Source organism: Flavobacterium sp. (assembly GCF_041392005.1).
In the GTDB taxonomy this organism is placed as follows: Bacteria; Bacteroidota; Bacteroidia; order Flavobacteriales; family Flavobacteriaceae; genus Flavobacterium.
This window is the reverse complement of record NZ_JAWKMX010000009.1, coordinates 47,436-72,211: the sequence shown is the minus strand read 5'-3', so window position 1 is coordinate 72,211 and position 24,776 is coordinate 47,436. Positions and strand designations below refer to the sequence as shown.

At 31.8% G+C, this 24,776-nt stretch carries 28 protein-coding genes; 14 read left to right on the top strand and 14 right to left on the bottom strand.

Annotation, left to right across the window (positions count from 1 at the left end; translation table 11 throughout):
* Window positions 1-50: 50 nt before the first annotated feature.
* Window positions 51-212, bottom strand: a complete 162-nt coding sequence (gene rpmH, locus R2808_RS06440; protein WP_014165143.1) for a 50S ribosomal protein L34 — start codon at window positions 210-212, stop codon at window positions 51-53.
* Window positions 213-381: 169 nt separating this feature from the next.
* Here rpmH and R2808_RS06435 point away from each other — a divergent pair, with 169 nt between their 5' ends.
* Complete coding sequence (locus R2808_RS06435) at window positions 382-897, top strand: DUF2892 domain-containing protein (protein ID WP_371270140.1); 516 nt, start codon at window positions 382-384, stop codon at window positions 895-897.
* A 55-nt stretch (window positions 898-952) separates the two neighbouring features.
* Here R2808_RS06435 and R2808_RS06430 read toward each other — a convergent pair whose 3' ends face one another.
* From R2808_RS06430 to R2808_RS06420, 3 genes are read right to left on the bottom strand one after another with little or no spacing between them, the layout of a single operon-like run.
* Entirely contained in the window at window positions 953-1,333 is a 381-nt protein-coding gene (locus R2808_RS06430; protein ID WP_371270139.1) for a sulfite exporter TauE/SafE family protein, read from the bottom strand.
* A 7-nt stretch (window positions 1,334-1,340) separates the two neighbouring features.
* Window positions 1,341-2,219, bottom strand: a complete 879-nt coding sequence (locus R2808_RS06425) for a lytic transglycosylase domain-containing protein (protein WP_371270138.1) — start codon at window positions 2,217-2,219, stop codon at window positions 1,341-1,343.
* 14 nt (window positions 2,220-2,233) lie between these two features.
* A complete protein-coding gene (locus R2808_RS06420) occupies window positions 2,234-2,899 on the bottom strand; it encodes an esterase/lipase family protein (RefSeq protein WP_371270137.1) in 666 nt (221 codons plus the stop codon).
* A gap of 183 nt (window positions 2,900-3,082) precedes the next feature.
* On the opposite strand from R2808_RS06420, the gene R2808_RS06415 reads away from it, so the two are divergent.
* Window positions 3,083-3,364 (top strand): N-acetyltransferase, encoded by a 282-nt coding sequence (locus R2808_RS06415; protein ID WP_371270136.1) that lies wholly within the window; start codon window positions 3,083-3,085, stop codon window positions 3,362-3,364.
* Window positions 3,365-3,422: 58 nt separating this feature from the next.
* Here R2808_RS06415 and rho read toward each other — a convergent pair whose 3' ends face one another.
* Window positions 3,423-5,075: a transcription termination factor Rho gene (rho, locus tag R2808_RS06410; protein WP_371270135.1), complete on the bottom strand. Its 1,653-nt coding sequence runs from the start codon at window positions 5,073-5,075 to the stop codon at window positions 3,423-3,425.
* A gap of 194 nt (window positions 5,076-5,269) precedes the next feature.
* On the opposite strand from rho, the gene R2808_RS06405 reads away from it, so the two are divergent.
* Window positions 5,270-5,680, top strand: a complete 411-nt coding sequence (locus tag R2808_RS06405; protein ID WP_371270134.1) for a DUF4293 domain-containing protein — start codon at window positions 5,270-5,272, stop codon at window positions 5,678-5,680.
* An 83-nt stretch (window positions 5,681-5,763) separates the two neighbouring features.
* On the opposite strand, the gene R2808_RS06400 is transcribed toward R2808_RS06405, so the two are convergent.
* Entirely contained in the window at window positions 5,764-6,225 is a 462-nt protein-coding gene (locus R2808_RS06400) for a PepSY-like domain-containing protein (RefSeq protein ID WP_371270133.1), read from the bottom strand.
* 72 nt (window positions 6,226-6,297) lie between these two features.
* A complete protein-coding gene (locus R2808_RS06395) occupies window positions 6,298-6,792 on the bottom strand; it encodes a metallophosphoesterase (protein WP_371270132.1) in 495 nt (164 codons plus the stop codon).
* Between the two features lie 104 nt (window positions 6,793-6,896).
* Here R2808_RS06395 and truA point away from each other — a divergent pair, with 104 nt between their 5' ends.
* From truA to R2808_RS06375, 4 genes are all read left to right on the top strand, one after another.
* Window positions 6,897-7,640, top strand: coding sequence for a tRNA pseudouridine(38-40) synthase TruA (truA, locus tag R2808_RS06390; RefSeq protein ID WP_371270131.1), 744 nt, complete (start codon window positions 6,897-6,899; stop codon window positions 7,638-7,640).
* 45 nt (window positions 7,641-7,685) lie between these two features.
* Window positions 7,686-9,437 (top strand): ABC transporter ATP-binding protein, encoded by a 1,752-nt coding sequence (locus tag R2808_RS06385; protein ID WP_371270130.1) that lies wholly within the window; start codon window positions 7,686-7,688, stop codon window positions 9,435-9,437.
* Window positions 9,438-9,545: 108 nt separating this feature from the next.
* A complete protein-coding gene (gene lpdA / locus R2808_RS06380; RefSeq protein WP_371270129.1) occupies window positions 9,546-10,934 on the top strand; it encodes a dihydrolipoyl dehydrogenase in 1,389 nt (462 codons plus the stop codon).
* A gap of 75 nt (window positions 10,935-11,009) precedes the next feature.
* Window positions 11,010-11,672 (top strand): hypothetical protein, encoded by a 663-nt coding sequence (locus tag R2808_RS06375; protein WP_371270128.1) that lies wholly within the window; start codon window positions 11,010-11,012, stop codon window positions 11,670-11,672.
* Between the two features lie 3 nt (window positions 11,673-11,675).
* Here R2808_RS06375 and R2808_RS06370 read toward each other — a convergent pair whose 3' ends face one another.
* The 3 genes from R2808_RS06370 to R2808_RS06360 all read right to left on the bottom strand — a co-directional run bounded on the left by R2808_RS06370 (window position 11,676) and on the right by R2808_RS06360 (window position 13,541).
* A complete protein-coding gene (locus R2808_RS06370; RefSeq protein WP_371270127.1) occupies window positions 11,676-12,065 on the bottom strand; it encodes a DUF1398 domain-containing protein in 390 nt (129 codons plus the stop codon).
* 8 nt (window positions 12,066-12,073) lie between these two features.
* Complete coding sequence (locus tag R2808_RS06365) at window positions 12,074-12,307, bottom strand: hypothetical protein (RefSeq protein WP_371270126.1); 234 nt, start codon at window positions 12,305-12,307, stop codon at window positions 12,074-12,076.
* A 97-nt stretch (window positions 12,308-12,404) separates the two neighbouring features.
* Complete coding sequence (locus tag R2808_RS06360; RefSeq protein ID WP_371270146.1) at window positions 12,405-13,541, bottom strand: class I SAM-dependent RNA methyltransferase; 1,137 nt, start codon at window positions 13,539-13,541, stop codon at window positions 12,405-12,407.
* Between the two features lie 86 nt (window positions 13,542-13,627).
* Between R2808_RS06360 and R2808_RS06355 the strand changes: the two genes are divergently transcribed.
* From R2808_RS06355 to R2808_RS06330, 6 genes are all read left to right on the top strand, one after another.
* Entirely contained in the window at window positions 13,628-14,368 is a 741-nt protein-coding gene (locus R2808_RS06355; RefSeq protein ID WP_371270125.1) for a cyclopropane-fatty-acyl-phospholipid synthase family protein, read from the top strand.
* The gene (locus tag R2808_RS06350; protein ID WP_371270124.1) at window positions 14,368-15,084 is read left to right on the top strand and encodes a ZIP family metal transporter; all 717 of its coding nucleotides are present in this window, start codon (window positions 14,368-14,370) and stop codon (window positions 15,082-15,084) included. The genes R2808_RS06355 and R2808_RS06350 overlap by 1 nt, the downstream gene beginning before the upstream one ends.
* A gap of 111 nt (window positions 15,085-15,195) precedes the next feature.
* Window positions 15,196-16,020, top strand: coding sequence for an N-acetylmuramic acid 6-phosphate etherase (murQ, locus tag R2808_RS06345; RefSeq protein ID WP_371270123.1), 825 nt, complete (start codon window positions 15,196-15,198; stop codon window positions 16,018-16,020).
* Window positions 16,020-16,520: a hypothetical protein gene (locus tag R2808_RS06340; RefSeq protein ID WP_371270122.1), complete on the top strand. Its 501-nt coding sequence runs from the start codon at window positions 16,020-16,022 to the stop codon at window positions 16,518-16,520. Before murQ ends, R2808_RS06340 begins: the two co-directional genes overlap by 1 nt.
* A complete protein-coding gene (locus R2808_RS06335) occupies window positions 16,520-16,747 on the top strand; it encodes a DUF6095 family protein (RefSeq protein WP_371270121.1) in 228 nt (75 codons plus the stop codon). The genes R2808_RS06340 and R2808_RS06335 overlap by 1 nt, the downstream gene beginning before the upstream one ends.
* Window positions 16,734-17,120: a DNA topoisomerase IV gene (locus tag R2808_RS06330; protein WP_371270120.1), complete on the top strand. Its 387-nt coding sequence runs from the start codon at window positions 16,734-16,736 to the stop codon at window positions 17,118-17,120. Before R2808_RS06335 ends, R2808_RS06330 begins: the two co-directional genes overlap by 14 nt.
* Before the next feature lie 44 nt (window positions 17,121-17,164).
* Here R2808_RS06330 and R2808_RS06325 read toward each other — a convergent pair whose 3' ends face one another.
* The 4 genes from R2808_RS06325 to R2808_RS06310 all read right to left on the bottom strand — a co-directional run bounded on the left by R2808_RS06325 (window position 17,165) and on the right by R2808_RS06310 (window position 23,435).
* Window positions 17,165-19,813, bottom strand: coding sequence for a DNA gyrase/topoisomerase IV subunit A (locus R2808_RS06325; protein WP_371270119.1), 2,649 nt, complete (start codon window positions 19,811-19,813; stop codon window positions 17,165-17,167).
* Between the two features lie 35 nt (window positions 19,814-19,848).
* Window positions 19,849-21,717 carry a DNA topoisomerase IV subunit B gene (locus R2808_RS06320; RefSeq protein ID WP_371270118.1) on the bottom strand — a complete coding sequence of 623 codons (1,869 nt, stop codon included), beginning with the start codon at window positions 21,715-21,717 and terminating at the stop codon, window positions 19,849-19,851.
* Window positions 21,718-21,864: 147 nt separating this feature from the next.
* The gene (gene ychF, locus R2808_RS06315) at window positions 21,865-22,959 is read right to left on the bottom strand and encodes a redox-regulated ATPase YchF (RefSeq protein WP_371270117.1); all 1,095 of its coding nucleotides are present in this window, start codon (window positions 22,957-22,959) and stop codon (window positions 21,865-21,867) included.
* A gap of 125 nt (window positions 22,960-23,084) precedes the next feature.
* Window positions 23,085-23,435, bottom strand: a complete 351-nt coding sequence (locus R2808_RS06310; RefSeq protein WP_371270116.1) for a 4Fe-4S binding protein — start codon at window positions 23,433-23,435, stop codon at window positions 23,085-23,087.
* A gap of 120 nt (window positions 23,436-23,555) precedes the next feature.
* Between R2808_RS06310 and R2808_RS06305 the strand changes: the two genes are divergently transcribed.
* On the top strand, window positions 23,556-24,614 hold the full coding sequence (locus R2808_RS06305) for an acyl-CoA reductase (protein ID WP_371270114.1): 1,059 nt from the start codon (window positions 23,556-23,558) through the stop codon (window positions 24,612-24,614).
* Window positions 24,615-24,776 lie beyond the last annotated feature (162 nt).

The following is a 24,776-nucleotide window of genomic DNA, read 5'->3' as shown; positions in this document are numbered from 1 at the left end:
GTGCTACTATTAAAAGTAACACCTTTGTATTTTTTGCTGGTAAAAGAACATTATTTTTTGTGTCTTGGTTCGCTAGAAACAGTCAACTTATGTCTTCCTTTTGCTCTTCTACGAGCAAGTACTTTTCTTCCGTTTACAGAAGCCATTCTTTCCATGAAACCGTGTTTGTTTCTTCTTTTTCTTTTTGATGGTTGAAACGTTCTCTTACTCATTGCTTGTATTTTTTAAAATCTGTAATAAATCTAATTAAAAACTCATTTGGTAACCGTTCTTGGAAAACCGAGTGCAAATATACAAAGTCTTTTTTCAATAGCAAGCACTTTTTTAAAAATATTTTTAATTGATTTTATTACCTTTGCAATTCATTAAAAATAGAACTTTATGTTTAATAAAAATATCAAATTAGTACTTGCCGCATTAATACTAGCATTTGCTGTATATCAATTTACCGAAAATAATATTGGAAATGGAATTTTCTTAATTGTACTAGCGCTAGTTCCTGTATTCTTATATTTTAAAAATGAATATATTTTACTTGCCTTCTTTAAATTGCGCAAACAAGATATGGACGGTGCAAAAAAATGGCTCGACAAAATTAAGAATCCAGAAACGGCTTTAGTACAAAAACAACAAGGTTATTATAATTATTTACACGGTATTTTTAATTCGCAAACCAATTTAACACAAGCTGAAAAGTATTTTAAAAAAGCTATTGATTTAGGTTTGTCTATGGATCAAGATTTAGCTTTAGCAAAATTACAATTAGCTGGAATAGCCATGACCAAACGCCGCAAAATGGAAGCATCAAAATTATTAAACGAAGCTAAAAAACTAGACAAACATAATATGTTGAAAGACCAAATAAAAATGATGCAACAGCAAATGAAAAAGATTTAATTTTAGTGATTAGTGAAGAGTAATTACTCTTTAAGTTAATTAGATATTTTTTAATTTATTTTGAAAATATCATTTTTCCTGCAATTAGTAAAAGTAATACTCCAAATACTTTTTTGAGTATTTTTTCGTCTAAACCAATGGCTATTTTACTTCCTAAAAAACCGCCTAAAATAAAAAAAACGGAAATCATAATAGCAAAACGCCAATCTACATAGCCTTCTTTGTGATAATTAATTACAGCTAAAAGTGTTACTGGTGGTAAAAGTGCCGCTAGGCTAGTTCCTTGTGCTTGTTGTTGCGAAAAACCGACTAATAGGAGCATTGGTACAATTATAATTCCGCCTCCAATTCCGATTAATCCGCTTAAAATACCGGCTACTAAGCCTATGCAAATTAAAATTAATATAGTTTGTATGGTCATTGGTTTTATTTTCATTATTTTATTATTGGTTAGCTGGAAGTACAATTTGGTATTGTTTTCCTGATTTATTATTCAATTTGTCTTCGCGAAGCCATGGGTTATAGTATTTTAGTGTTTTATAATTAATACCTTTTTCTTTTGCAAAGGCTACTAAATCGGGTATTTCGGTAGCTACTGTTATTGAAGTTGTTTCGGGTAAACTATACTTCATATCGTCGGAAATATTGAAATTGTATTTGCTTGGGTTTTTCATAATTTCTTTTAATGCCAAAATACGAAACACATAACGCGAAGTCTCTTCGGGCAATAACAAATCGTAATAATTAGACACTTGTTGTTCTTCTAAACGACGGCTTATACCGTTCATACCTACATTATAAGATGCAGCAACTAATGTCCAGCTTCCAAATTGTTGCTTGGCTTCTAGTAAATATTCGCAAGCGGCTTGTGTAGCTTTTTCTAAATGATAACGTTCATCTACATTACTGTTTACTTCTAAACCTTTTTCTTTTGCCGTTGCAGGCATAAATTGCCAAATACCTTTTGCTCCGGCTGGAGAAGTAACATTTGCCAAACTACTTTCGATAACGGCTAAATATTTAAAATCGTCTGGAACCCCATTTTTAGCTAAAATTGGTTCAATTATTGGAAAAACTTTATTAGCCCGTTTAATAACTAAAATAGTATTAGAATGGTAGTTCATATTAACAATCATTTCCCTGTCTAAACGTTCTTCTACATCTACAATGTGCATAGGAACATTTTCGTTTGCAAAATCCATTTGTTTAGGGTAAATGGTGTGCGATGTATCTATTTGCTTTTCTTTTATTCTTGTGGCTGTAGCAAAAATAAAAAGACTACTTAAAGCAACTACGCTGGCAATGGCAACTATTTTTTTCATGTGTACAAAATATTTTAATTTTCGTTGTTTTCTATTATAATACAAGGTAAATTTTTGTTTAACCATTTGTATTGGTTAATAATCATTATATGTGTTCCATTTTTAACTAAAATACAATTTTTAATGTTTTTTGCAGGAAAAACCTCATCTTTTTCTCCATGAATATGAATTACACTTGAGCTTGCTGCATTTTGTTGCCACAAAATAACATTTTTTAATGCCCAATCCAAATATTTTTTATCGCGCATTTTAAAATATTTTTTATAAAGTTTTAACCGTTTATCAATTGTTTTACTAAACGAAAGAAAAGTGAATTTTTCAATATTCGACAAAAATGCTGTTGGTAATAGCCTATATAGTTTTATAAGTTTAGCAATTTTCATTCGTTTTGGCATTTCGCTATTACTTTTTATGCTCGAAATAATAATAACTTTTTTGGTTTCTATATGTTTTGCTATTTCTTGCGCTATAATACCGCCAAAAGAAACACCTATTAAAACCGGATTTTTGTGTTGTATTTGCAATGCCATTCGCTTGGCGTAATCTTGCAAACTTTCGTTAGTACTAGGTAAAAACCATTCTAAAAAATACGTTTCAAAACTTTCGTTTGGTAATTTTATATTATTAAAAATTTCAGAACTTGCGGCTAATCCGGGAATAAAATAAACCGGAATTTTCATCTTTATTTGTTTTTGTATAAAGGTAGTTGAATATTTTTTTTTCGGCAGTAAATTTAATAAATATTTATGTTTTTGATTTTGATTTCATATTTCGTACCTTTGTGGTTTATAATTTACCCTATTTAATTTTAGATATCATTAGTTATTTTATACAAATAATTATTATCAGTAATACTCGATAAAATGGATATTAAAGACAACGAACTTTTACGACAATTTGAAATCAATACCGATGAAGGTTTGGTTACAATTGAATATTCTTTACAAGAACGCAAAATATTTCTTACTAAATTTTGTTGTAACGACAATAGTGATGAAAATTTGCACCAAGAATTTATTATTAATGTTTTAGAAATAGCTAAAGATCGAAAATTAAAAGTGGTGCCTACGCATGCTAAGTTAATTTCTTTTTTCAGAAAAAACAGAAAATATAAGGAACTTTTACCACCTGGTATAAAAATTTAATTTTCAGTTTGGTTTATAAAAAAATCCATTTCAATTGAAATGGATTTTTTTGTTTTTATTATTCGTTCATCGAAATTAAAAATTCTTCGTTGCTATGCGTTCGTTTAAATCTATCGTAAATAAAATCCATAGCTTCTACAGGGTTCATATCGGCTAAATATTTACGCATAATCCACATACGTTGTACGGTGGTTTCATCTAACAATAAATCGTCGCGACGTGTACTTGAAGAAACCAAATCGATAGCTGGGAAAATTCGTTTGTTTGCTATACGTCTATCTAACTGTAGTTCCATATTACCTGTTCCTTTAAATTCTTCGAAAATAACTTCGTCCATTTTAGAACCTGTTTCGGTAAGCGCTGTAGCAATAATACTTAATGAACCGCCTTTTTCAATATTACGAGCTGCCCCAAAAAAACGTTTTGGCTTTTGAAGTGCATTTGCATCAACACCACCACTTAATACTTTACCCGATGCGGGTTGCACAGTATTGTATGCTCGAGCTAAACGAGTTATTGAATCTAATAGAATAACCACATCGTGTCCGCATTCTACTAATCGTTTTGCTTTTTCTAATACAATATTGGCAATTTTTACGTGTTCTTGTGGTTCTTTATCGAAGGTAGAAGCTACTACTTCTGCTTTTACACTTCGTTGCATATCGGTAACTTCTTCTGGGCGTTCATCTATAAGTAAAACAATCATATAAACCTCTGGATGATTAGCCGCAATAGCATTTGCTACATCTTTTAGCAACATGGTTTTACCTGTTTTTGGCTGAGCAACAATCATACCGCGTTGTCCTTTTCCTATTGGCGAAAACAAATCGATAACTCGTGTTGAAATTGTGCTGCCTTTATCGGCTAAATTAAATTTTTCTTTAGGAAAAATAGGTGTTAAATGTTCGAAAGAAATTCTATCGCGAACCACTTGCGGATCGTGACCGTTAATTTTAAGAACTTTTACCAAAGGAAAATATTTTTCGCCTTCTTTTGGCGGACGCACTACTCCTTTTACCGTATCGCCTGTTTTTAAACCAAATAACCGAATTTGCGATTGTGACAAATAAATATCGTCTGGCGATGATAAATAATTATAATCTGAAGAACGCAAGAACCCATAACCATCGGGCATCATTTCTAAAACACCTTCGCTTTCAATAATTCCATCGAACTCGTAATCTGGTTCTCTAAAATTTTGTTTTGTATTTTGTTTTGGAGTTGCCCCATTTGAGGCTTCTGTAGTATTTTTCTTTTTATAATCAGGGTGATTAGGATTATTTTGATTGGCTCTATTTATTTGCTCTTGGCGAAGTTTTTTTTCTTCTTCCGTTAAATCTTCTGTTTTTGCAAGTGCTTTAGAAACTGTTGCTTTTTTATCTTTAACTTTATTTTGTGCGGGTTGTGCTTCTTTTTTAGCAGGTTTTTCTTTGTTAGAGGCAATTCTTGCAGTAGCTTCAGTTTTTGCTTCACTTTCGGCTTTTATACGCTTTCTTTTCGGTTTGGCTTCAGTTTCAGCTTTTACTGGTTTTTTAGCTTCTGTAACAGTTTCATCTGTTTTAATGTTTTCTGGATTGGCTGCTTGTACATCTAAAATTTGATAAATTAAATCGTCTTTTTTAATTGTACGATACTTTTTGATGTTGGCAGCTTTAGCAATTTCTTGCAAATCAGGAAGTTTCATTCCTTTTAATACTTCTATATCAAACATGTAATTTTGAAAATATGTTGTTTACTAATGAATTTTGATTTTTTTTATTCCAATAAAAATGGTTTAGTACTGGAAGTATAGAAATCGTAGAATGAGGTTTTTACGATTTTATAGTGCAATAATACAAATAAAAATAAATAAAACAATAGTTTTTTATAAAAAGAAAGTATATTTTTGCTGTCTTAATTAATACCATGTTACAACGAATTCAAACTGTTTATTTAGCAATTAGCTTGGTTGCATCGGCGGCATTACCTTTTGTTTTTTCACTTTGGACAATAGATAATACTGTTGCGGTTTTTTTTACCGACGAACCTTTTAGCATTGCTTTTTTTGCAATTAGTTCATTATTAACATTAATTAGTATTTTTAGTTTTAAAAAGCGACAAAATCAATTTGTTTTGAACAGATTGAACATGATATTTAACTTTATTTTACTAGGATTTTTTGTGTATCGAACACTAAACTTATCCGGAGAAACGGAAGTTTCTGAGAAGGGTATTGGGATTATTCTTCCTGCTATTTCTATCGTAATGTTGGTTTTAGCCAACAAAGCCATTAAAAGAGATGAAGATCTTGTAAAATCTGTGGATCGATTGCGATAAACCTAACATCTTAGTTTATTAGTGCGTTAAAAACCCGATATTAAAAATATCGGGTTTTTTGTTATATTATTATGTAATAAAAATTATTTATTAACTTGAGATTCGTTTAAAAATTCACCTTTCTTATCAAAAACTAATACCGAATAGGTTTCGTCATTTGAAATTTCTACTTGATATGTTTCTTTTTTGTACTCATACGAAACAATTGAAGCTTCGTTTATATTATAATCTTTAAAACTCTTTTTTAAATAATTTTTAACTGCTTTTGGTAGTTTGTTAATAGGTAAACTCTCTTCGAGTGCTCTAATATACCCATCATTCGAGTAGCTTACTAAAAATTTATTGCCTTCTCTGGTAAAAACAACTTCATACCTTTCTTGGTCGCCTTCATCGCCTCTGTAAGCTTTTTGCCAACGCTGGTGCGTTGCAGATGGAAATTCTTCGGCAAATCGTAATTTAGCCACTTCTGGTACTTCTACACCCCTATTTTGTCCATAACTGCTTGCTGCTAAAGACAAAATTAAAACAGTAATTAATTTTCTCATTGTATTGATTTTAAAAATTTGCTCTAAAAATAGAAAAAAATAATTGAGTAATACAACTTTTATCTTAAAAAATTACCGTTTACCGAGTTCTATAACTTCTAATTTTTGAATTTTATCACTATCAATTTCAAATCGAAGCATTGTACGTATTTGATGAAAACCATTTTTACCTGCTGCACCTGGATTCATATGCAGTAAGTTCAGTTTTTTATCAAATTGAACCTTTAAAATATGTGAATGCCCACAAATAAAAAGTTTAGGCGGATTTTTAGAAATTTCCTCTCGAATCGCAATGTTATATTTCCCTGGATAACCTCCAATATGTGTTATCCAAACATCTACTCCTTCGCACATAAAACGATTGTGCAGTGGAAATTCTAATCGGGCTTCATGGTTATCTATATTTCCGAAAACAGCTCGTAGTGGCTTTAGTTTTTGTAGTGTATCGGTTACAACTAAATCGCCTATATCGCCAGCGTGCCAAACTTCGTCGGCTTGATGAACGTATTTCAAAATTTGGTCGTCAATATAACCGTGCGTATCCGAAAGTAATAGTATTTTTTTCATTTCAAACAAAAATACACATTCAAAATTTATATTTAATAAAACTTTAAAACGAACTAGTATTTTTCTTTGTAAATTTGCCTTTCAATAAATTTTGAAGCTACGACTTGAGGTATTTTATAGAATTTGCTTATAACGGAAAAAACTATTTTGGGTACCAAATTCAACCCAATGCAATTTCGGTACAAGAAACATTAGAAAAAGCGTTATCATTAATGCTTAAAGAAAAAATTTCTATTGTTGGCGCTGGTAGAACCGATAGCGGTGTACACGCCAAAGAAATGTTCGCACATTTTGATTTTGACAAAGAAATTGAAACACCTACTTTACTAAAAAAAATAAACTCATTTTTACCAAAAGATATTGTTATTTATAATTTTATTAAAGTACATAACGATGCACACGCACGTTTTGATGCTACGCAACGTACATACGAATATTATATTCATACCTTTAAAGATGCGTTTATAACTGATGGCAGTTGGTACTATCATCAAAATTTAGATATTGCAGCTATGAACAAAGCTTGTGCAATTCTTTTTGAATACACTAACTTTGAATGTTTTTCTAAAGTGAATACCGATGTTCATACGTTTAATTGCAAAATTTATGAAGCCCACTGGGTACAAAATGAAAACCAGTTAAAATTTACCATTTCTGCCGATAGATTTCTCCGAAATATGGTGCGTGCTATTGTAGGAACAATGATAAATATCGGAATTGGAAAAATTTCGTTAACCGATTTTAGAAAAATAATTGAAAGCAACGATAGAAGTCAGGCTGGTTTTTCGGTTCCTGCACACGGTTTATATCTGGTAAAAGTTAAATATCCTTATATTAATGAGAAGTGAAGAATGAGGAATTGAAAATTGGAGTTTAAAAATAGAATAATTAAAATGAAACCTATAAAATCGAAATCTTTAAAAGCAGTTATGCAGTACGCCAAACCTTATCAAAAAAGGTTTAACTGGGTAGTGGTTTGGGCTGTTTTACTTTCGATATTTGCCGCTACTCGTCCGTATGTTTTTAAAACTATAATAGACGATTACTTAATGAGTGCTACCAACCACAAAGGTTTTTTACTTTTTATAGGCATTATGGCAGCTATTTTAGTATTTGAAGTAATTACACAATTTTTCTTTACTTATTGGGCAAATTGGTTAGGTCAAGATATTATTAAAGACATTCGCAACCAATTGTTTCGGCATATTACCGCATTTAAAATGAAGTTCTTCGATAAAGAATCGGTTGGAAAACTCGTAACCCGAACCGTTTCCGATATCGAATCTATTGCTAGTATTTTCAGTCAAGGTTTGTTTACTATCGTTAGCGATTTACTTAAAATGTTAATTGTTTTAGTATTTATGTTTAGTATTAATTGGAAAATATCGTTAATAGTTGTTTCCATTATGCCTTTTATTTTGTATGCTACTAATATTTTTCAAAAGAAAATGAAAATCGCTTTTACCGAAGTGCGTAACCAAGTAGCCAATCTGAATACTTTTGTACAAGAACGTTTAACCGGAATGAAAATTGTACAACTTTTTACACATGAAAAAATAGAAGCCGAAAAGTTTGAAGAAATAAACAAAAAACACAACAAAGCGTGGTTAAAAAACATTTTGTATAATTCGATCTTCTTCCCTATTGCCGATATTATTTCAAACATTACATTAGGTTTAGTAGTTTATTTTGGTGCTTTATGGATTATAAACGGAGACACTTCAACAACCATTGGCGATTTAATTTCGTTTAACATGTACATCGGAATGTTATATACACCATTACGCCAAATTGCAGACAAGTTCAATGTTATGCAAATGGGAATTGTAGCTGCCGAACGTGTTTTTGATATTTTAAATACCAATAGCCAAATTCAAAATAAAGGCACAATAAACGCAGTGCATCTTAAAGGAAAAATTGAGTTAAAAAACGTGCATTTTAGTTATATTGAAGGCGAAGAAGTATTAAAAGGTATAAACTTAAATGTGGCTGTGGGGAAAACCATTGCTATTGTAGGTAGTACTGGAGCAGGAAAATCTACCATCATCAATTTATTAAATAGATTTTACGAAATTGATTCTGGCGAAATAACCATTGATGCTATTCCTATTCAAAACTACACACTCGAAAGTTTACGCAAGCAAATTGCCGTAGTGCTACAAGATGTTTTTCTTTTTGCCGATACTATTTATAATAATATTACTTTGTATAACGAAAATATTACCGAAAATCAAGTTATTGAAGCTGCTAAAAAAATTGGTATTCATAATTTTATTATGAGTTTGCCAAATGGTTATCAATACAATGTAAAAGAACGCGGCGTTATGCTGTCGTCTGGACAACGCCAGTTAATTGCTTTTTTACGCGCTTATGTAAGTAACCCGAGTATTTTAATTCTTGATGAAGCCACGTCGTCTATCGATTCGTATTCGGAAGAACTTATTCAAAAAGCTACTGAAACCATTACAAAAGATAGAACTTCAATTGTAATTGCCCATCGCTTGGCTACTATTATAAATGCCGATACTATTATTGTAATGGATAAAGGTAAAATTGTTGAAAAAGGCACACATACCGAATTATTAGCAATCGAAAACGGTTATTATAAAAAACTATACGAATCCCAGTTTGTAATAAGTGCATAGATAATTGATAACTCATAATTCGTAATTGATAATTCGTAATTGATAATTCGTAATTGATAATTGATTTAAAATAATTCCTTAAATTCGCAAAAAAATAAATACAACAAAATGAAATACGATATCATAGTTTTAGGAAGCGGTCCTGGTGGTTATGTTACGGCGATTAGAGCTTCACAATTAGGTTTTAAAGTTGCAGTAATTGAAAAAGAAAACTTAGGTGGAATCTGCTTAAACTGGGGATGTATTCCTACGAAAGCACTACTAAAGTCAGCACAAGTTTTTGATTATTTAAAACACGCTTCTGATTATGGTTTAAAAGTAGAAAATTTCGATAAAGACTTTAATGCCGTTGTTAAACGTTCTAGAGATGTAGCCGAAGGAATGAGCAAAGGCGTTCAGTTTTTAATGAAAAAAAATAAAATTGATGTTATTGATGGTTTTGGTAAATTAAAACCAGGTAAAAAAGTCGATGTTACTGCTGCCGATGGTAAAGTTACCGAATATAGTGCCGACCATATTATTGTGGCTACAGGAGCACGCAGTAGAGAGTTGCCTAATTTACCTCAAGATGGTAAAAAAGTAATCGGTTACCGCCAAGCAATGACCTTACCAGAACAACCAAAGAAAATGATTGTAGTAGGTTCAGGAGCAATTGGTGTAGAGTTTGCTCATTTCTATAACGCAATGGGAACCGAGGTAACTATCGTAGAATTTATGCCAAACATTGTACCTGTTGAAGACGAAGACGTATCAAAACAATTTGAACGTTCGTTGAAAAAAGCAGGCATCAACATTATGACAAATGCTTCAGTAGAAAAAGTAGACACAACTGGTACTGGTGTAAAAGCAACCGTAAAAACGGCAACTGGCGAAGAAACTTTAGAAGCTGATATTGTGCTTTCTGCTGTAGGTATCAAATCGAATATTGAAGGCATTGGACTTGAAGAAGTTGGTATTGCTACCGATAGAGATAAAATTTTAGTAAACGATTTTTACCAAACAAACGTTCCAGGCTATTATGCCATTGGCGACGTAGTTCCAGGGCAAGCCTTAGCTCACGTAGCTTCTGCAGAAGGAATTTTGTGTGTTGAAAAAATTGCAGGTATGCATGTTGAACCATTAGATTATGGAAACATTCCTGGTTGTACATATGCTACACCTGAAATCGCTTCTGTGGGATTAACAGAAAAAGCAGCACGCGAAAAAGGATACGATATTAAAGTGGGTAAATTCCCTTTCTCAGCTTCTGGTAAAGCAAAAGCTGCTGGTACTCCAGACGGATTTGTAAAAGTAATTTTTGATGCAAAATACGGTGAATGGCTAGGTTGCCACATGATTGGCGCTGGTGTAACCGATATGATTGCCGAAGCTGTTGTAGCTCGTAAATTGGAAACTACTGGTCACGAAATATTGAAAGCAGTACACCCACACCCCACTATGAGTGAAGCCGTAATGGAAGCCGTTGCTGCTGCTTACGATGAAGTAATTCATCTTTAAGAGAATAGAATATAGAAATTAGACTTATCGATAAAATCCGTTTTGTATATTTACAAACGGATTTTTTTTACCCAAATGACAGTTTATATAATAGTTTTAGTTTCAATATTTCTTTTACTTTACTTTGGCATAAAAGCACATAAACAAGATAAAGAAATAAATGACAGCATACAAAAAAGTTTAATGGACGACACTAATCTTTTACCACATTATTCAATTTCTAAAGAAGATATAAACAACTTTACATCTTTACTTTTATTTGAAAAAATTATTCAAATAAAGGTTTTCCAAGTTAATGATACTTATCATTCTTCTAATGTTGAAAAAAAATATATTATTGATGGTGGAATTGAATTTACAACAACAAAAGGTTATTTTACTTTGGCTTATTCTACAAAGCACGAACAATTTATTTTTAGCAATGAACCATTCCTAAGAATTTATGAAAATGACAATTATTTTGAATTAAAAGAACAAATATCTTCTATTAATAACTACTTACATAGTAAAATTATAAATGTTTCTTTTAAAGAAATGGAATTTGATGAAATTATTGATTATACAATGGCAACAGAGATGTTTAATAAAATAGTCGAAGTTACTTTAACGTTTGATAATAATCAAATGCTTCAATTATCATTAATTGAAGGTTTTTTTGAGACAGAAGATAAAATCAATTTGTATAAATATTCAATTGATGGAGAAATTTTAGTTTCTTTTTCTCCAATAAAAATTTAACAATTATTCAGGAATTTGCTCTACTAAAACTTCATTTCCTTGTGTATCATAATATATACAGGTCATTTCGGTTAAAGAAACAATCCATTTTTCTATGCCATTTTCTGCACAATCTTGACAAAATGTAAAATAATCGGTTGCGCCTTGTTGATGTTTTTTTAGTTGTGCTACAAAATTATCTTTATTGCAAACAGTAGCAATTTTTTTATTTTCGTACATCGCTACTGATGCTGTTTTGTAATCGTTATTTCCAAAATAAACCGTGTGGCTATCATTTACAAAAGTTTCAAAACCTACAACACCAAGTGCTTTAATTTCTTGAATATACTTAGGAAAATCAGCTCCCGATTTCACTTTGCCATACGCTTCTTTTATTTGTGCTACTGTAAACATTTATCTATTTATTTTACTTCTTTAATCCCTTTTTTAAAAATCCATTTCATAAAAATTTTTTCCCCTTCACTAGTTTTCATATATTGAAATTTAGGCGATAAAATTAAAGCAACAACAAAACCTGTTGCTGGAGCTATAAAATTTTCAACGTGAAAAACCGAACGCATTAACAATAAAGTTGGTACATAAAATAGAATAAATCCTACTAAATTATATAAAAAGGCTTTTGTTTTTTTACTCATTATTTTTTATTTAAAAATTATAAAATTAAATTATTAAAAGATTATTGACCACATTGACAAATTATCAAATTCGCTAATTCGCTAATTCGTTAATTGACTAATTAAACTTCGCTTTTTTACTTCCTGCGTACATTTCATATTTAATCAATCGTGCTTCTAATTTACCGTTAAATAGTTTAATTTTTCTACTTGGACGTAATCCTACAAATTTTAAAGCTTCTAAATTTGCTGTAATAAACCAAGCATTTGTGTTGGGATATTTTTGCTTTAAGGTGTCTCCAATTTCTCTATAAAAACGTTCCATTTCAATAGTCAATCGTTCGCCATACGGTGGATTGAAGACAATATGTAACGGACCTTCACTCATTTTTTCTGTTTTAAAAAAATCATCATGACGAATAGTAATATAATCGTCTAAATTTGCATTGCGAATATTATCTTTAGCTTTGCTAACTGCGCTTGGCGCTTTATCGTAACCCGTAATAGTATAATGAAATTCTTTGGTTTTCTTTAATAAAGATTCTAAAATGGTATCGAACAATTCGCTGTCCCAGTCTTTCCAGCGTTCAAAAGCAAATTCTTTTCTATTGATATTTGCTGGAATATTACAAGCAATCATAGCTGCTTCAGCTAAAATGGTTCCACTTCCACACATAGGGTCTAAAAAATGAGAATTACCATCCCAGCCCGAAAGTAACAGCATTCCTGCAGCTAAAACTTCGTTAATAGGTGCTATATTCGTAGCCGAACGATAACCGCGATGATGCAATGAAGCACCCGAAGTGTCTAATGAAACAGTAACATTATCTCGATCGATATGTACATGAATACGCAAATCAGGGAAATCTTTATCAATATTAGGGCGTTCTCCTGTTTTTTCTCTAAACTGGTCCACTATAGCGTCTTTTGTTTTTAAAGCAACAAATTGGCTATGGGTAAAATTATCAGAATGTAAAGTTGTTTCTACTACAAAAGTTTGGTGTGCCGATAAATAATGCGTCCAATCAAGAGATTGAATACCTTCATATAATTTTTTATCATTAAATGCTTTAAAAGTGTGTATAGGTTTTAAAATTTTCAAAGCTGAACGCAACGCTAAATTGGCTTTATACATAAAACCTTTATCGCCAACAAAATTAACTACACGTGTGCCAATCGTAATATTTTGCGCGCCTAATTGTTGCAACTCTTTTGCCAATATTTCTTCGAAGCCAAAAAAGGTTTTGGCAACCATTTTAAAATTATCCATTCCTAAATAAAATGTATTAGTTGTGCAAAAATACATTAAATTTGCGTGATTAAATCTTTTGCGACGAATAAATGCCAACAAACGAAAATAAGAAAAAGAACTGGTATGCCTCTTGGTTCGACACCGCTTATTATCACATTCTATACAAAGATCGAGATTATGCCGAAGCGCAACACTTTATGGATAGTCTTACCCAGTATTTGAACTTACCCGACGATGCTAAAATATTGGATTTAGCTTGTGGTAAAGGACGCCATTCTATTTACTTAAATTCGCTTGGCTACGATGTAACGGGAGCCGATTTATCGGAAAACAGCATTGCAGAAGCTTCAAATTTTGCTAATGAAACTTTACATTTTAAAGTGCATGACATGCGAATTTCGTGTGAAGAAAAATACGATGCTATTTTTAATTTGTTCACCAGCTTTGGTTATTTTGAAGATGATGACGATAATTTAAAAACCATTCAAGCCATTCATAACAGTTTAAATGAAACCGGATTTGCATGTATTGATTTTATGAATGTAGATTATGTTATTAAAAATTTAGTTCCAGAAGAAATTAAAACTGTAGACAATATTGATTTCCACATAAAGCGCTATTACGAAAACAACCATATATTTAAAGAAATTACTTTTGAAGCTGATGGCGAAAAACATCATTTTATTGAAAGAGTACAAGCCTTACGCCTTGAAGATTTTGAACAAATTATGGAAACGGCTGGCGTTTACTTATTAGATATTTTTGGCAATTATAAGCTGCAAAAATTTTACAAAAACCAATCCGAACGTTTAATAATGATTTTTAAATAATGAATATCGAAATTTATTTATTGCCCTTTTTATCAGTTATTATTGGGTATTTTATTGCTTTGTTTTTAAAACCAAAAAGCAAAAAGAATTTAAAATTATTATTAGCTTTTAGCGGTTCTTTTTTGTTATCACTTACGGTAATGCACTTGTTACCTCAAGTGTATCTTTCTGAAGCAATCGCACATGAAAATCATAACCATAACGAACATATACACAGTAGCATTGGAATTTTTATCATGATTGGAATTATTTTTCAAATCATTTTAGAATATTTTTCAAAAGGTGCTGAGCACGGTCATGTGCATTCGCACGACCATCATTATTCCATGCCTTGGTTATTGTTTTTAAGCTTATGCTTACATGCTCTTTTAGAAGGAATGCCAATAAACCAAAACCATCATTTAGCTTACGGAATTGCTATTCATCACTTTCCAATTGCTATAATTTTAACTGCGTTTTTACAACAAGCTAAACTAAACAGTAAAGCGATTTTCTTTTTTATGATGGGCTTTGCGTTAATGACGCCACTGGGCACTTACTTATCTGGAAATTTACATTTTCTAACGCATTATTATACTCAAATTTCAGGCATTGTAATTGGTATTTTATTCCATATTTCATCAACAATAATTTTTGAAAGTAGCGAAGGTCATAAATTTAATTTAGCTAAATTGTTAGTAATTGTTCTTGGTGTAGTTTTGGCTTATTTTATGTGATTTTTAAGAAAAGTATTAAAGTTAACAGAACTTACTTATTTTGAAATCTAAAATTGTTAATCTTCATATAATTTCAATATTTTATATCTTTGAATAGAAAATAGGCTACTAATGAATTTTATCAAAACCACAGAACAATCTTCAAAATACAACGACTTAGAAAAAATGTCGGTTATTGATTTGTTAGAAAACATAAACAATGAAGATAAAACCGTGCCATTAGCTGTTGAAAAAGCTATTCCACAAATAGAGCATTTAGTTAATCAAGTTGTTGCAAAAATGAAGCTTGGCGGGCGATTATTTTATATTGGTGCAGGAACTTCAGGGCGTTTAGGAATAGTTGACGCCTCGGAATGTCCCCCTACATTTGGCGTTTCTTTCGATTTAGTAATTGGATTAATTGCTGGTGGCGATAATGCAATACGTAAAGCCGTAGAATTTGCTGAGGACGACTCAAAACAAGCTTGGAACGATTTGCAAGAATGGAACATTACTCAAAATGATGTAGTAATTGGCATTGCCGCTTCTGGCACTACACCTTATGTAATTGGTGGATTAGCAAAGTGTAACGAAAACAATATTATAACTGGCTGTATTACATGTAATGAAGGAAGTCCATTGGCAAAAACAGCTCAATTTCCTATTGAAGTAGTAGTTGGTCCTGAGTTTGTTACAGGTAGCAGTCGTATGAAAGCAGGTACGGCACAAAAATTGGTTCTAAATATGATTTCTACAGCTACAATGATTCAACTTGGCCATGTAAAAGGCAACAAAATGGTTGATATGCAATTAAGCAATAATAAACTTGTGGATAGAGGCATTCGAATGATTATGGAAGAACTTTCGATAAATTATGAAGAAGCTAACAAATTATTGCGTAAATTTGGAAACGTACGAAATGCAATAAAAAATTATAAATTAAAAAATAACCCATAATGAAAACGTTTTTTTCTCTTATACTTCTTTTTGTTGGTTTGTTATCTTTTGCTCAACGCAATGTAGAAGCGAAGACTATTCCTGCAAACAAACCTATTGAAATTCAGAATGGAAAATTTTATATTGAAGGCGATTACTATTCGCATTACGATATAAAAAATCATTTAATGGTAACTAATAGCGATGCTTACAAAGCATACAAATCGTACAAAACAAAATCGTCTGTTGGCGGATTTTTACTAGGCGCTGGCGGTGCATTAATCGTTTGTGATGTAATTCGCGGACTTGCCTCTGATGTTGATTATCCGAGTAGCTTTACCTATGTTGGTGCTGGTTTAGTTGCGGTTTCAATTCCTGTTTTATCGGGCAGAAAAAAACGCTTGCAACAGAGTATTGATACCTACAATGAAACTATAACTCCTAACAAAACAATGGGTTTAAATGTTGATGTTTTACTTGTAAGTAATAGAAATGGAATTGGCTTAACTGTTACATTTTAATGGCAACAAATCGAAAATTAGCCTATAAAGCAATTCGCTATTTAGCCACATCTTTGCCTTTAATGGCAATTGGGCCAATTGTTATAAATAATGCTTTTAAAAACGAAGATCATCCTTTCTATTTCATAGTTTTAGCTATTGGAATTCTTCTTTGTATAACAGCTGTATTTTTAGCTTTTAAAGGTTTAGTAACACTTACCAATAGTTTTTTTGATGATACCAAATAAATATATAAAATTAAGCCTAATTACTTTCTGTTTTTTTTTAACATCGTGCTACGAGCAACAGCGCAATTGTACCGATTTTAAAAATGGAGAATTTCAATTTTCGCAAGAAATAGATGGAAAACTAGAAACCTCAACTTTTATAAGAACTGACAGTTTACAAATTGAAACTTTTAGAGGCATTACCGATACTTCAACCGTTCGCTGGATAAACGATTGCGAATTTGTACTACAAAAATTACACCCAAAAAATAGAGCAGAACGCAAAAGTATTCATATGAAAATTTTAACCACAACTACCAGCGGCTATACTTTTGAATACTCGTTTGTGGGCGAAACAGCTAAACAAAAAGGAAAAGTTACCTTTATAAAATAAACACCTATTTTTAAAGAAAACAGGTGTTATTTATTTTGTAAAAACTATTCTAAACTCAATGTTATTTGGCCGTCGTCTTCCAAATCGGTTTTAATATCGTCCGAAACGTTTTCTTCATCTTTTACTTCTATAGTTTCAGGTTCAGGCTCGGCTGGCTCTTCAAATGGCAACGATTCTAACAAATTAATTTGCTTAATTTTATCGGTTGTTAGTTGGTTCCCTAAAGCTTTAATCCCTTTAACCGCAATAAATTCTTCCAAATTAACTTCTAAATTTTCTTTTTGAACACCTTTTACTTTTGCAAAAATAACTTCGGCAATCGGACGCCAATCGGTGGAAATAATTTCTAAATGCGATTTTTCATGTTCCGAAATAAAAATTTCTTCTTTATTTTCGTTTTCCACTAAAAAGCGTTTTACATAATAGCGTTCTTTTTCGCCATCGTAGTAAATTGCAGATATTGGTTTGTTTGGTTTCCATTTTTCCAAAACAATCATATCGTCATCAAAATGCGTGGTCAACTCAGGAATAATGGCTTTTATTTTTCCCGATTGATTGATGATTAATAATCTATCATTAGGCTTAAATTCGCCCAAAAGTTCACCTCTTCCATCAACATTTAAACGCTGAACGGTATCATCGAACCAAATTTTACGCGGACGCAAGGTAGAAATTCCTTTTTCCTTAAGTTCAATTTTTTTGATAGCATATTTGGTAACTGTATTTCCTTTCGAACTTCGACCTTTTATTAAAATATCGGCAAAATCTAAATCCCATTTCAGTTTTTTTATACTGCCTACTTGGCGCAGTAATATAGTAACTACTTCGGCTTCTCCATTCGGATTGGCAGAAAAATAGGAAACCATACTTCCTGGTTTTTCTTGTGTTAAATCGTATTCTTTATCACGAGTAATACTCGAAACGTTGAATCGTTTTACAAATGAAGCGCCATTTTTGCCATCACGATAAATCATATTATAAATGGTTCGTTTGTCGTTTTTATCGAAAACCGCTATATGAATAATGTCTTTGCCTACAAATTTTTTATCATCCACTTTTGTAATCATCATTTTACCATTTCGTAAAAACACAATTACGTCATCAATATCAGAGCAATCGGCTACGTATTCATCTTTTTTTAGACTGGTACCAATAAAACCTTCTTCACGATTAACATACAGTTTCGTGTTTCGCAATACCACTTTTGTTGCCTCGATAGTATCGAAACTACGCAATTCGGTTTGACGTTCTCTACCTTTACCATATTTTTCTTTTAAAGTGGTAAAATAGTCAATTGCAAAATCAATTAAATGATCTAAATGATGTTTTACTTGTTCAATATCAGCTTCTAATTTTGCAATGGCATCATCGGCTTTATCCGAATCGAAACGCGTAATACGAATCATTGGAATTTGCGTTAATTTTTGCAAATCGTCATCAACAATATCTCTGATTAATATTTCTTTAAACGGTTCAAAACGCTTGTATAAATATTGGTATAAGGATTCTCTATCGCTATACAACTTGAAGTCGATGTACATTTCTTCGCGAATAAATATCTTTTCTAAATTCGCAAAATGCCATTTATTTTCAAGTTCGTCTAACTGTATTTCGAGTTCACGTTTTAAAATTGAAACCGTACGATTGGTTGATATTTTTAACATATCAGAAACACCAATAAACAAAGGCTTATTACAACTTTCGATAACACAACCTAGCGGTGCAATTGATGACTCGCAATCGGTAAAGGCATACAAAGCATCAATCATTTTATCTGGCGAAGTTCCTGCTTGTAAATGAATGAGAATTTCTACTTCGGCAGCGGTATTATCTTCAATTTTTTTAATTTTTATTTTACCTTTTTCGTTGGCTTTCAAAATACTATCAATCAATTTTGAAGTATCAGACCCAAAAGGAATTTGTGTAATTACTAAAGTGTTTTTATCTAAAGTTGAAACTTTTGCTCGTACACGTACACGACCGCCACGCATACCATCGTTATAATTGGAAACATCTGCGATACCAGCCGTTGGAAAATCAGGAAATAATGTAAAAGGTTTTCCTTTTAATATCTTAATAGAAGCATCAATTAATTCGTTGAAATTGTGTGGTAAAACTTTGGTAGATAATCCGACAGCAATACCTTCGCCACCTTGAGCCAACAATAGCGGAAACTTAACCGGAAGATGGATGGGTTCGTTTTTACGACCATCATAACTTAGTTGCCATTCTGTAACTTTGGGAGAGAATAAAACATCGCCAGCAAATTTGCTTAACCGCGCTTCTATATAACGTGGTGCTGCAGCTCCATCGCCAGTAAGAATATTTCCCCAGTTTCCTTGACAATCGATTAGTAAATCTTTTTGCCCAATGTTAACCATAGCATCGCCAATACTCGCATCGCCGTGTGGATGATACTGCATGGTGTGCCCAATGATATTGGCAACTTTATTATAGCGACCATCATCTAACTCTTTCATTGAGTGCATAATACGGCGTTGCACGGGTTTAAAACCATCTTCTATAGCCGGAACTGCACGCTCTAAAATTACATACGATGCATAATCTAAAAACCAATCTTTGTACATTCCGTTTACTTTAACAATAGAATCGGAATGTTCTACTTGCTCTTGATTTTCAGGAACAAACTCTTGGTTTTCTTCTGGATTTATATTTTGATTTTCTTCACTCATATTTCAGTTGTCAGTTATCTGTTGACAGTTGACAGTTAATTGCTTTTTAGTAATTCTTCGGCTGTATCTAATTCTACTTTGAGATTATTGATGATAAACTCTTGTCTATCAGGTGTGTTTTTTCCCATGTAAAATTCTAATAACTTTTCAATAGACATGGCTTTATCTAGCATAACTGGATCGAGACGCATATCGGCACCAATAAAATGCTTAAACTCATCGGGAGAAATTTCTCCCAAACCTTTAAATCGAGTAATTTCTGGCTTAGGTTTTAATTTTTCAATGGCATTTATTCTTTCTTCATCGCTGTAGCAATAAATGGTTTCTTTTTTGTTACGCACTCGGAATAATGGCGTTTGTAAAATATACAAATGTCCTTCTTTGATTAACTCTGGAAAAAACTGCAAGAAAAAAGTAATTAATAACAAACGAATGTGCATACCATCAACATCAGCATCGGTTGCAATTACGATATTGTTGTAACGTAAATTTTCATAATCTTCTTCAATATCTAATGCCGCTTGTAACAAATTGAATTCTTCGTTTTCATATACAATTTTTTTTGTCATTCCATACGAATTCAGAGGTTTCCCTCGAAGTGAAAAAACCGCTTGTGTATTCACATCTCGTGATTTTGTAATTGAACCCGAAGCTGAATCACCCTCAGTAATAAAAAGTGTACTTTCTAAATAACGAGGATTTTTAGTATCGGGTAAATGAACGCGACAATCACGCAATTTTTTATTGTGCAAACTAGCTTTTTTAGCACGTTCTTTGGCTAGTTTTCGAATACCAGAAAGTTCCTTACGCTCGCGCTCTGCTTGAAGAATTTTGCGCAATAAAGCATCGGCAACTTCTGGATTCTTATGTAAAAAATTATCGAGTTTTGTTTTGATAAAATCGTTTACAAACGTTCGCACTGTTGGCCCTTTTGGACCAATATCGGTAGAACCTAATTTGGTTTTGGTTTGTGATTCGAAAACGGGTTCTTCAACTTTAATAGCAATTGCTGCAACAATCGATTTACGAATATCGGAAGCTTCAAAATTTTTATTATAAAATTCTTTTAACGTTTTAACAACAGCTTCGCGAAAAGCACCTAAATGTGTTCCTCCTTGAGTCGTATTTTGTCCGTTTACAAACGAATAATATTCTTCTGAATATTGTGTTTTACTATGTGTAATAGCCACTTCAATATCATCACCTTCTAAATGAATAATAGGATAAACTCTTTCTTCTTCTAGAATATTTTCGTCTAATAAATCTTTTAATCCGTTTTCAGAATAAAATTTTTCGCCATTATAATATAAAGTCAACCCACGATTGAGGTAGGTGTAGTTTTTCAACATTTTTTCTACATACTCATTGCGGTATTTGTAGTTTTTAAAAATGGTATCATCGGCTACAAACGATACTTTTGTACCACGGCGCTTGGTGGTTTCAGCTATTTCTTCTTCTTGTGTTAAAATACCTGCTGAAAATTCGGCTACTTTTTGTTGGTTATCACGTACCGATTCTACACGAAAAAAAGTTGATAGTGCATTTACTGCTTTAGTACCTACACCATTTAAACCAATAGATTTTTTAAAGGCTTTGGAGTCGTATTTACCACCAGTATTCATTTTAGACACCACATCAACCACTTTACCTAATGGAATACCACGACCATAATCGCGTACTGAAACCAAACGATCTTTTATTGAAACTTCAATAGTTTTACCAGCTCCCATTGCAAATTCATCGATACAGTTATCAAGTACTTCCTTCAACAGTATATAAATACCATCATCGGGAGTAGAACCGTCGCCCAATTTACCTATATACATACCCGGACGAATTCGGATGTGCTCTTGCCATTCTAGGGAACGAATATTATCTTCGGTGTATTGATTTTGCTCTTGCATAAGCCTTTTTTCGGATTTTCTGCTAATATAAAAGAATTCATAAAAAAATGAAAGGGATTACGCAACAAGTTATTGACATTTTTTAAAACAAAAAAACCGTTTCATCTTGTTAACGAAACGGTTTTTGATAAAATTTTTTATTTTAATTTACACATTAAACCTAAAGTGCATTACATCTCCATCTTTTACGATGTATTCTTTTCCTTCAACACGAAGTTTACCAGCCTCTTTTACTTTTACTTCAGAGCCATAATTTGAAAAATCTTCATAAGCAATAACTTCGGCACGGATAAATCCTTTTTCAAAATCGGTATGGATCACTCCAGCAGCTTTAGGTGCCGTATCTCCAATTTTAATAGTCCAAGCACGAACTTCTTTTACACCTGCTGTAAAATACGTTTGCAAGTTTAATAATTTATAAGCGGCACGAATTAATACCGCTGATCCTGGTTCGGTTAACCCTAAATCTTGTAAAAACATTTGGCGTTCTTCGTAACTTTCTAATTCGTTTATATCGGCTTCAGCTCCAACTGAAAGTACAATTACTTCTGCGTTTTCATCTTTTACCAATTCACGCACCTGATCAACATATTTATTCCCATTAACTGCAGAAGCTTCATCAACATTACATACATATAACACAGGTTTTGCTGTAATTAATTGAAAACTTTCAAACAATTCTTCTTCATCTTCATTATTTCTAATAACAGTACGAGCCGATTTAGCTTGCAATAAAGCATCTTTAATTCGATTTAAAAGTGCTTGCTCTACTAAAGCTTCTTTATTTCCAACTTTAGCCGCTTTATTCGCTTTTTCTAAACGTTTTTCAACCGTTTCTAAATCTTTTAATTGTAATTCAATATCGATTGTTTCTTTATCACGAATAGGGTTTACGTTTCCTTCAACATGCACAATATTATCATTATCGAAACAACGCAATACATGAATAATAGCATTACATTCGCGAATATTTCCTAAAAATTGATTTCCTAAACCTTCGCCTTTACTTGCTCCTTTTACCAATCCGGCAATATCTACGATATCTACAGTTGCCATCTGCACACGCTCTGGTTTTACCAATTCTTCCAGTCTAACAATTCGAGGATCGGGCACGTTTACTACACCAATATTGGGTTCAATTGTACAAAATGGGAAGTTTGCACTTTGCGCCTTAGCATTTGACAAACAATTAAAAAGAGTCGATTTTCCTACATTGGGTAATCCTACAATACCTGCTTTCATAGTATAAGTTTTCAGTTAACTAAAAACAGTTAACAGTTTTAATAAATTTTAAGGTTGCAAATATAGTGCAATTTTAATTTTTTGGTAGCTATTAAAAATAAAAAAATCCCTCTCGGGATTTTGATTTATTCATTGTGTAAAAACGATTGTCTATTTAGTAACGTTTCTTCGTTTTCTTTATGATTATCATCTGGAATACAACAATCTACTGGGCAAACTGCTGCACATTGAGGCTCTTCATGAAAGCCCATACATTCAGTACATTTTCCAGGAACAATGTAATACAAATCATCAGAAATTGGTGTTTGAGCGGCATCAGCATCCACTTCAGTTCCATCAGGAAGAATTACTTTTCCGTGTAATTTTGTACCATCTTTCCAGCGCCAATCATCGGCACCTTCATAAATAGCATTATTTGGACATTCTGGCTCACAAGCGCCACAATTGATACATTCATCTGTTATTATAATTGCCATATTTTCAAAATTAGAAGTTAGAAATTCAAAGTTAGAAGTTTAAAAAATCTACTTAATAGTCTAACTAATTGATTATTTTTGTGCAAAAATACAACCAAAACCATTTAAAAACAAACACAAATGTTACAAAGCGAATTAAAAAAGAATTTTGTTGCACTCGGTCAATTTTTAAGTCAATTTAAAGAAAAATCTTATACAAAAAATGATGCCGTAGCAAATAATGAATTATTTTACGATCGCATGGTTGGATTAATATCACAATCAAAGTCTTACAATGGTTGGTTTACTGAAGAAAATGTAATATTTGCTCTTCAATCGTGGGCTACTGCGCTTACAGATGAAAACTTAACAAAATGGCTTTCTGCATATAATTTTGAACAAAAAGCACCTAAAAATATTGGGTTAATTTTAGCAGGAAATATTCCTTTGGTTGGATTTCATGATTTAGTTTGTGTTTTGATTTCAGGTCATAATGCTTTAGTTAAACGCTCTTCTAATGACCAACAACTTATTCAATTTATGGTAGATTATTTGACAGCTTTAGATCATCGATTTGCTGAAAAAATACAATTTATTGATGGAAAATTAGAAGGATTTAACGCAGTTATAGCTACTGGAAGTAATAATACCGCTCGTTATTTTGACTATTATTTTAATGCCGTTCCAAATATTATCCGTAAAAACAGAAATTCAGTTGCTATATTAACTGGAAATGAAACCAAAGAGCAATTAACAGCACTTGGTGAAGATATTTTTAGATATTTTGGATTGGGTTGTCGCAATGTTTCTAAAATATTTATTCCTAAAAATTACGATTTCACATTGTTTTTTGAGGCAATATTTACCAAAGGTGATGTAATTCATTATGAAAAATATGCTAATAATTACGATTATAATAAAGCCGTATTTTTAATGAGTAATTATAAATTGTTAGATAACGAATTTCTTATTCTAAAAGAAGATACAAGCTATGCTTCACCAATTGCATCGCTTTATTATGAATATTATGATTCCATTGATGCTATTTTGCAAAAAGTAAATCAAGAAGCTGATAATATTCAATGTATAGTTTCAAATGATTTACAACCCAATCATATTCCTTTTGGAAAAACACAACATCCAGAATTATGGGATTATGCCGATGGTGTTGATACAATAGCTTTTTTAAATTCTTTATAAAAATTCAAGATAAAGAACCATTTTTTTCTCATTTATTTCAAAAAAACTAATTAAAAATTATTTCGCAATCGGTTTCGTTAATAAATAAGCAAAACTTTATAAATTTTAATACGGTCATTTGTGTTGTAATTCCGAAATTTACGCCTTATTATGAAGAATAAA

What these genes read in the sequence shown, in the direction of transcription:
- rpmH (WP_014165143.1), bottom strand. Translation starts at nt 212, where the DNA reads ATGAGTAAGAGAACGTTTCAACCATCAAAAAGAAAAAGAAGAAACAAA.
- R2808_RS06370 (WP_371270127.1), bottom strand. Translation starts at nt 12,065, where the DNA reads ATGTTTACAGTAGCACAAATAAAAGAAGCGTATGGCAAAGTGAAATCG.
- R2808_RS06330 (WP_371270120.1), top strand. Translation starts at nt 16,734, where the DNA reads ATGATACCAAATAAATATATAAAATTAAGCCTAATTACTTTCTGTTTT.
- R2808_RS06360 (WP_371270146.1), bottom strand. Translation starts at nt 13,541, where the DNA reads ATGGTTGCCAAAACCTTTTTTGGCTTCGAAGAAATATTGGCAAAAGAG.
- lpdA (WP_371270129.1), top strand. Translation starts at nt 9,546, where the DNA reads ATGAAATACGATATCATAGTTTTAGGAAGCGGTCCTGGTGGTTATGTT.
- R2808_RS06340 (WP_371270122.1), top strand. Translation starts at nt 16,020, where the DNA reads ATGAAAACGTTTTTTTCTCTTATACTTCTTTTTGTTGGTTTGTTATCT.
- R2808_RS06305 (WP_371270114.1), top strand. Translation starts at nt 23,556, where the DNA reads ATGTTACAAAGCGAATTAAAAAAGAATTTTGTTGCACTCGGTCAATTT.
- murQ (WP_371270123.1), top strand. Translation starts at nt 15,196, where the DNA reads ATGAATTTTATCAAAACCACAGAACAATCTTCAAAATACAACGACTTA.
- R2808_RS06365 (WP_371270126.1), bottom strand. Translation starts at nt 12,307, where the DNA reads ATGAGTAAAAAAACAAAAGCCTTTTTATATAATTTAGTAGGATTTATT.
- R2808_RS06355 (WP_371270125.1), top strand. Translation starts at nt 13,628, where the DNA reads ATGCCAACAAACGAAAATAAGAAAAAGAACTGGTATGCCTCTTGGTTC.
- R2808_RS06400 (WP_371270133.1), bottom strand. Translation starts at nt 6,225, where the DNA reads ATGAGAAAATTAATTACTGTTTTAATTTTGTCTTTAGCAGCAAGCAGT.
- R2808_RS06320 (WP_371270118.1), bottom strand. Translation starts at nt 21,717, where the DNA reads ATGCAAGAGCAAAATCAATACACCGAAGATAATATTCGTTCCCTAGAA.
- R2808_RS06350 (WP_371270124.1), top strand. Translation starts at nt 14,368, where the DNA reads ATGAATATCGAAATTTATTTATTGCCCTTTTTATCAGTTATTATTGGG.
- ychF (WP_371270117.1), bottom strand. Translation starts at nt 22,959, where the DNA reads ATGAAAGCAGGTATTGTAGGATTACCCAATGTAGGAAAATCGACTCTT.
- R2808_RS06375 (WP_371270128.1), top strand. Translation starts at nt 11,010, where the DNA reads ATGACAGTTTATATAATAGTTTTAGTTTCAATATTTCTTTTACTTTAC.
- R2808_RS06385 (WP_371270130.1), top strand. Translation starts at nt 7,686, where the DNA reads ATGAAACCTATAAAATCGAAATCTTTAAAAGCAGTTATGCAGTACGCC.
- R2808_RS06435 (WP_371270140.1), top strand. Translation starts at nt 382, where the DNA reads ATGTTTAATAAAAATATCAAATTAGTACTTGCCGCATTAATACTAGCA.
- rho (WP_371270135.1), bottom strand. Translation starts at nt 5,075, where the DNA reads ATGTTTGATATAGAAGTATTAAAAGGAATGAAACTTCCTGATTTGCAA.
- R2808_RS06395 (WP_371270132.1), bottom strand. Translation starts at nt 6,792, where the DNA reads ATGAAAAAAATACTATTACTTTCGGATACGCACGGTTATATTGACGAC.
- R2808_RS06425 (WP_371270138.1), bottom strand. Translation starts at nt 2,219, where the DNA reads ATGAAAAAAATAGTTGCCATTGCCAGCGTAGTTGCTTTAAGTAGTCTT.
- R2808_RS06310 (WP_371270116.1), bottom strand. Translation starts at nt 23,435, where the DNA reads ATGGCAATTATAATAACAGATGAATGTATCAATTGTGGCGCTTGTGAG.
- R2808_RS06420 (WP_371270137.1), bottom strand. Translation starts at nt 2,899, where the DNA reads ATGAAAATTCCGGTTTATTTTATTCCCGGATTAGCCGCAAGTTCTGAA.
- R2808_RS06405 (WP_371270134.1), top strand. Translation starts at nt 5,270, where the DNA reads ATGTTACAACGAATTCAAACTGTTTATTTAGCAATTAGCTTGGTTGCA.
- R2808_RS06335 (WP_371270121.1), top strand. Translation starts at nt 16,520, where the DNA reads ATGGCAACAAATCGAAAATTAGCCTATAAAGCAATTCGCTATTTAGCC.
- R2808_RS06325 (WP_371270119.1), bottom strand. Translation starts at nt 19,813, where the DNA reads ATGAGTGAAGAAAATCAAAATATAAATCCAGAAGAAAACCAAGAGTTT.
- R2808_RS06415 (WP_371270136.1), top strand. Translation starts at nt 3,083, where the DNA reads ATGGATATTAAAGACAACGAACTTTTACGACAATTTGAAATCAATACC.
- R2808_RS06430 (WP_371270139.1), bottom strand. Translation starts at nt 1,333, where the DNA reads ATGAAAATAAAACCAATGACCATACAAACTATATTAATTTTAATTTGC.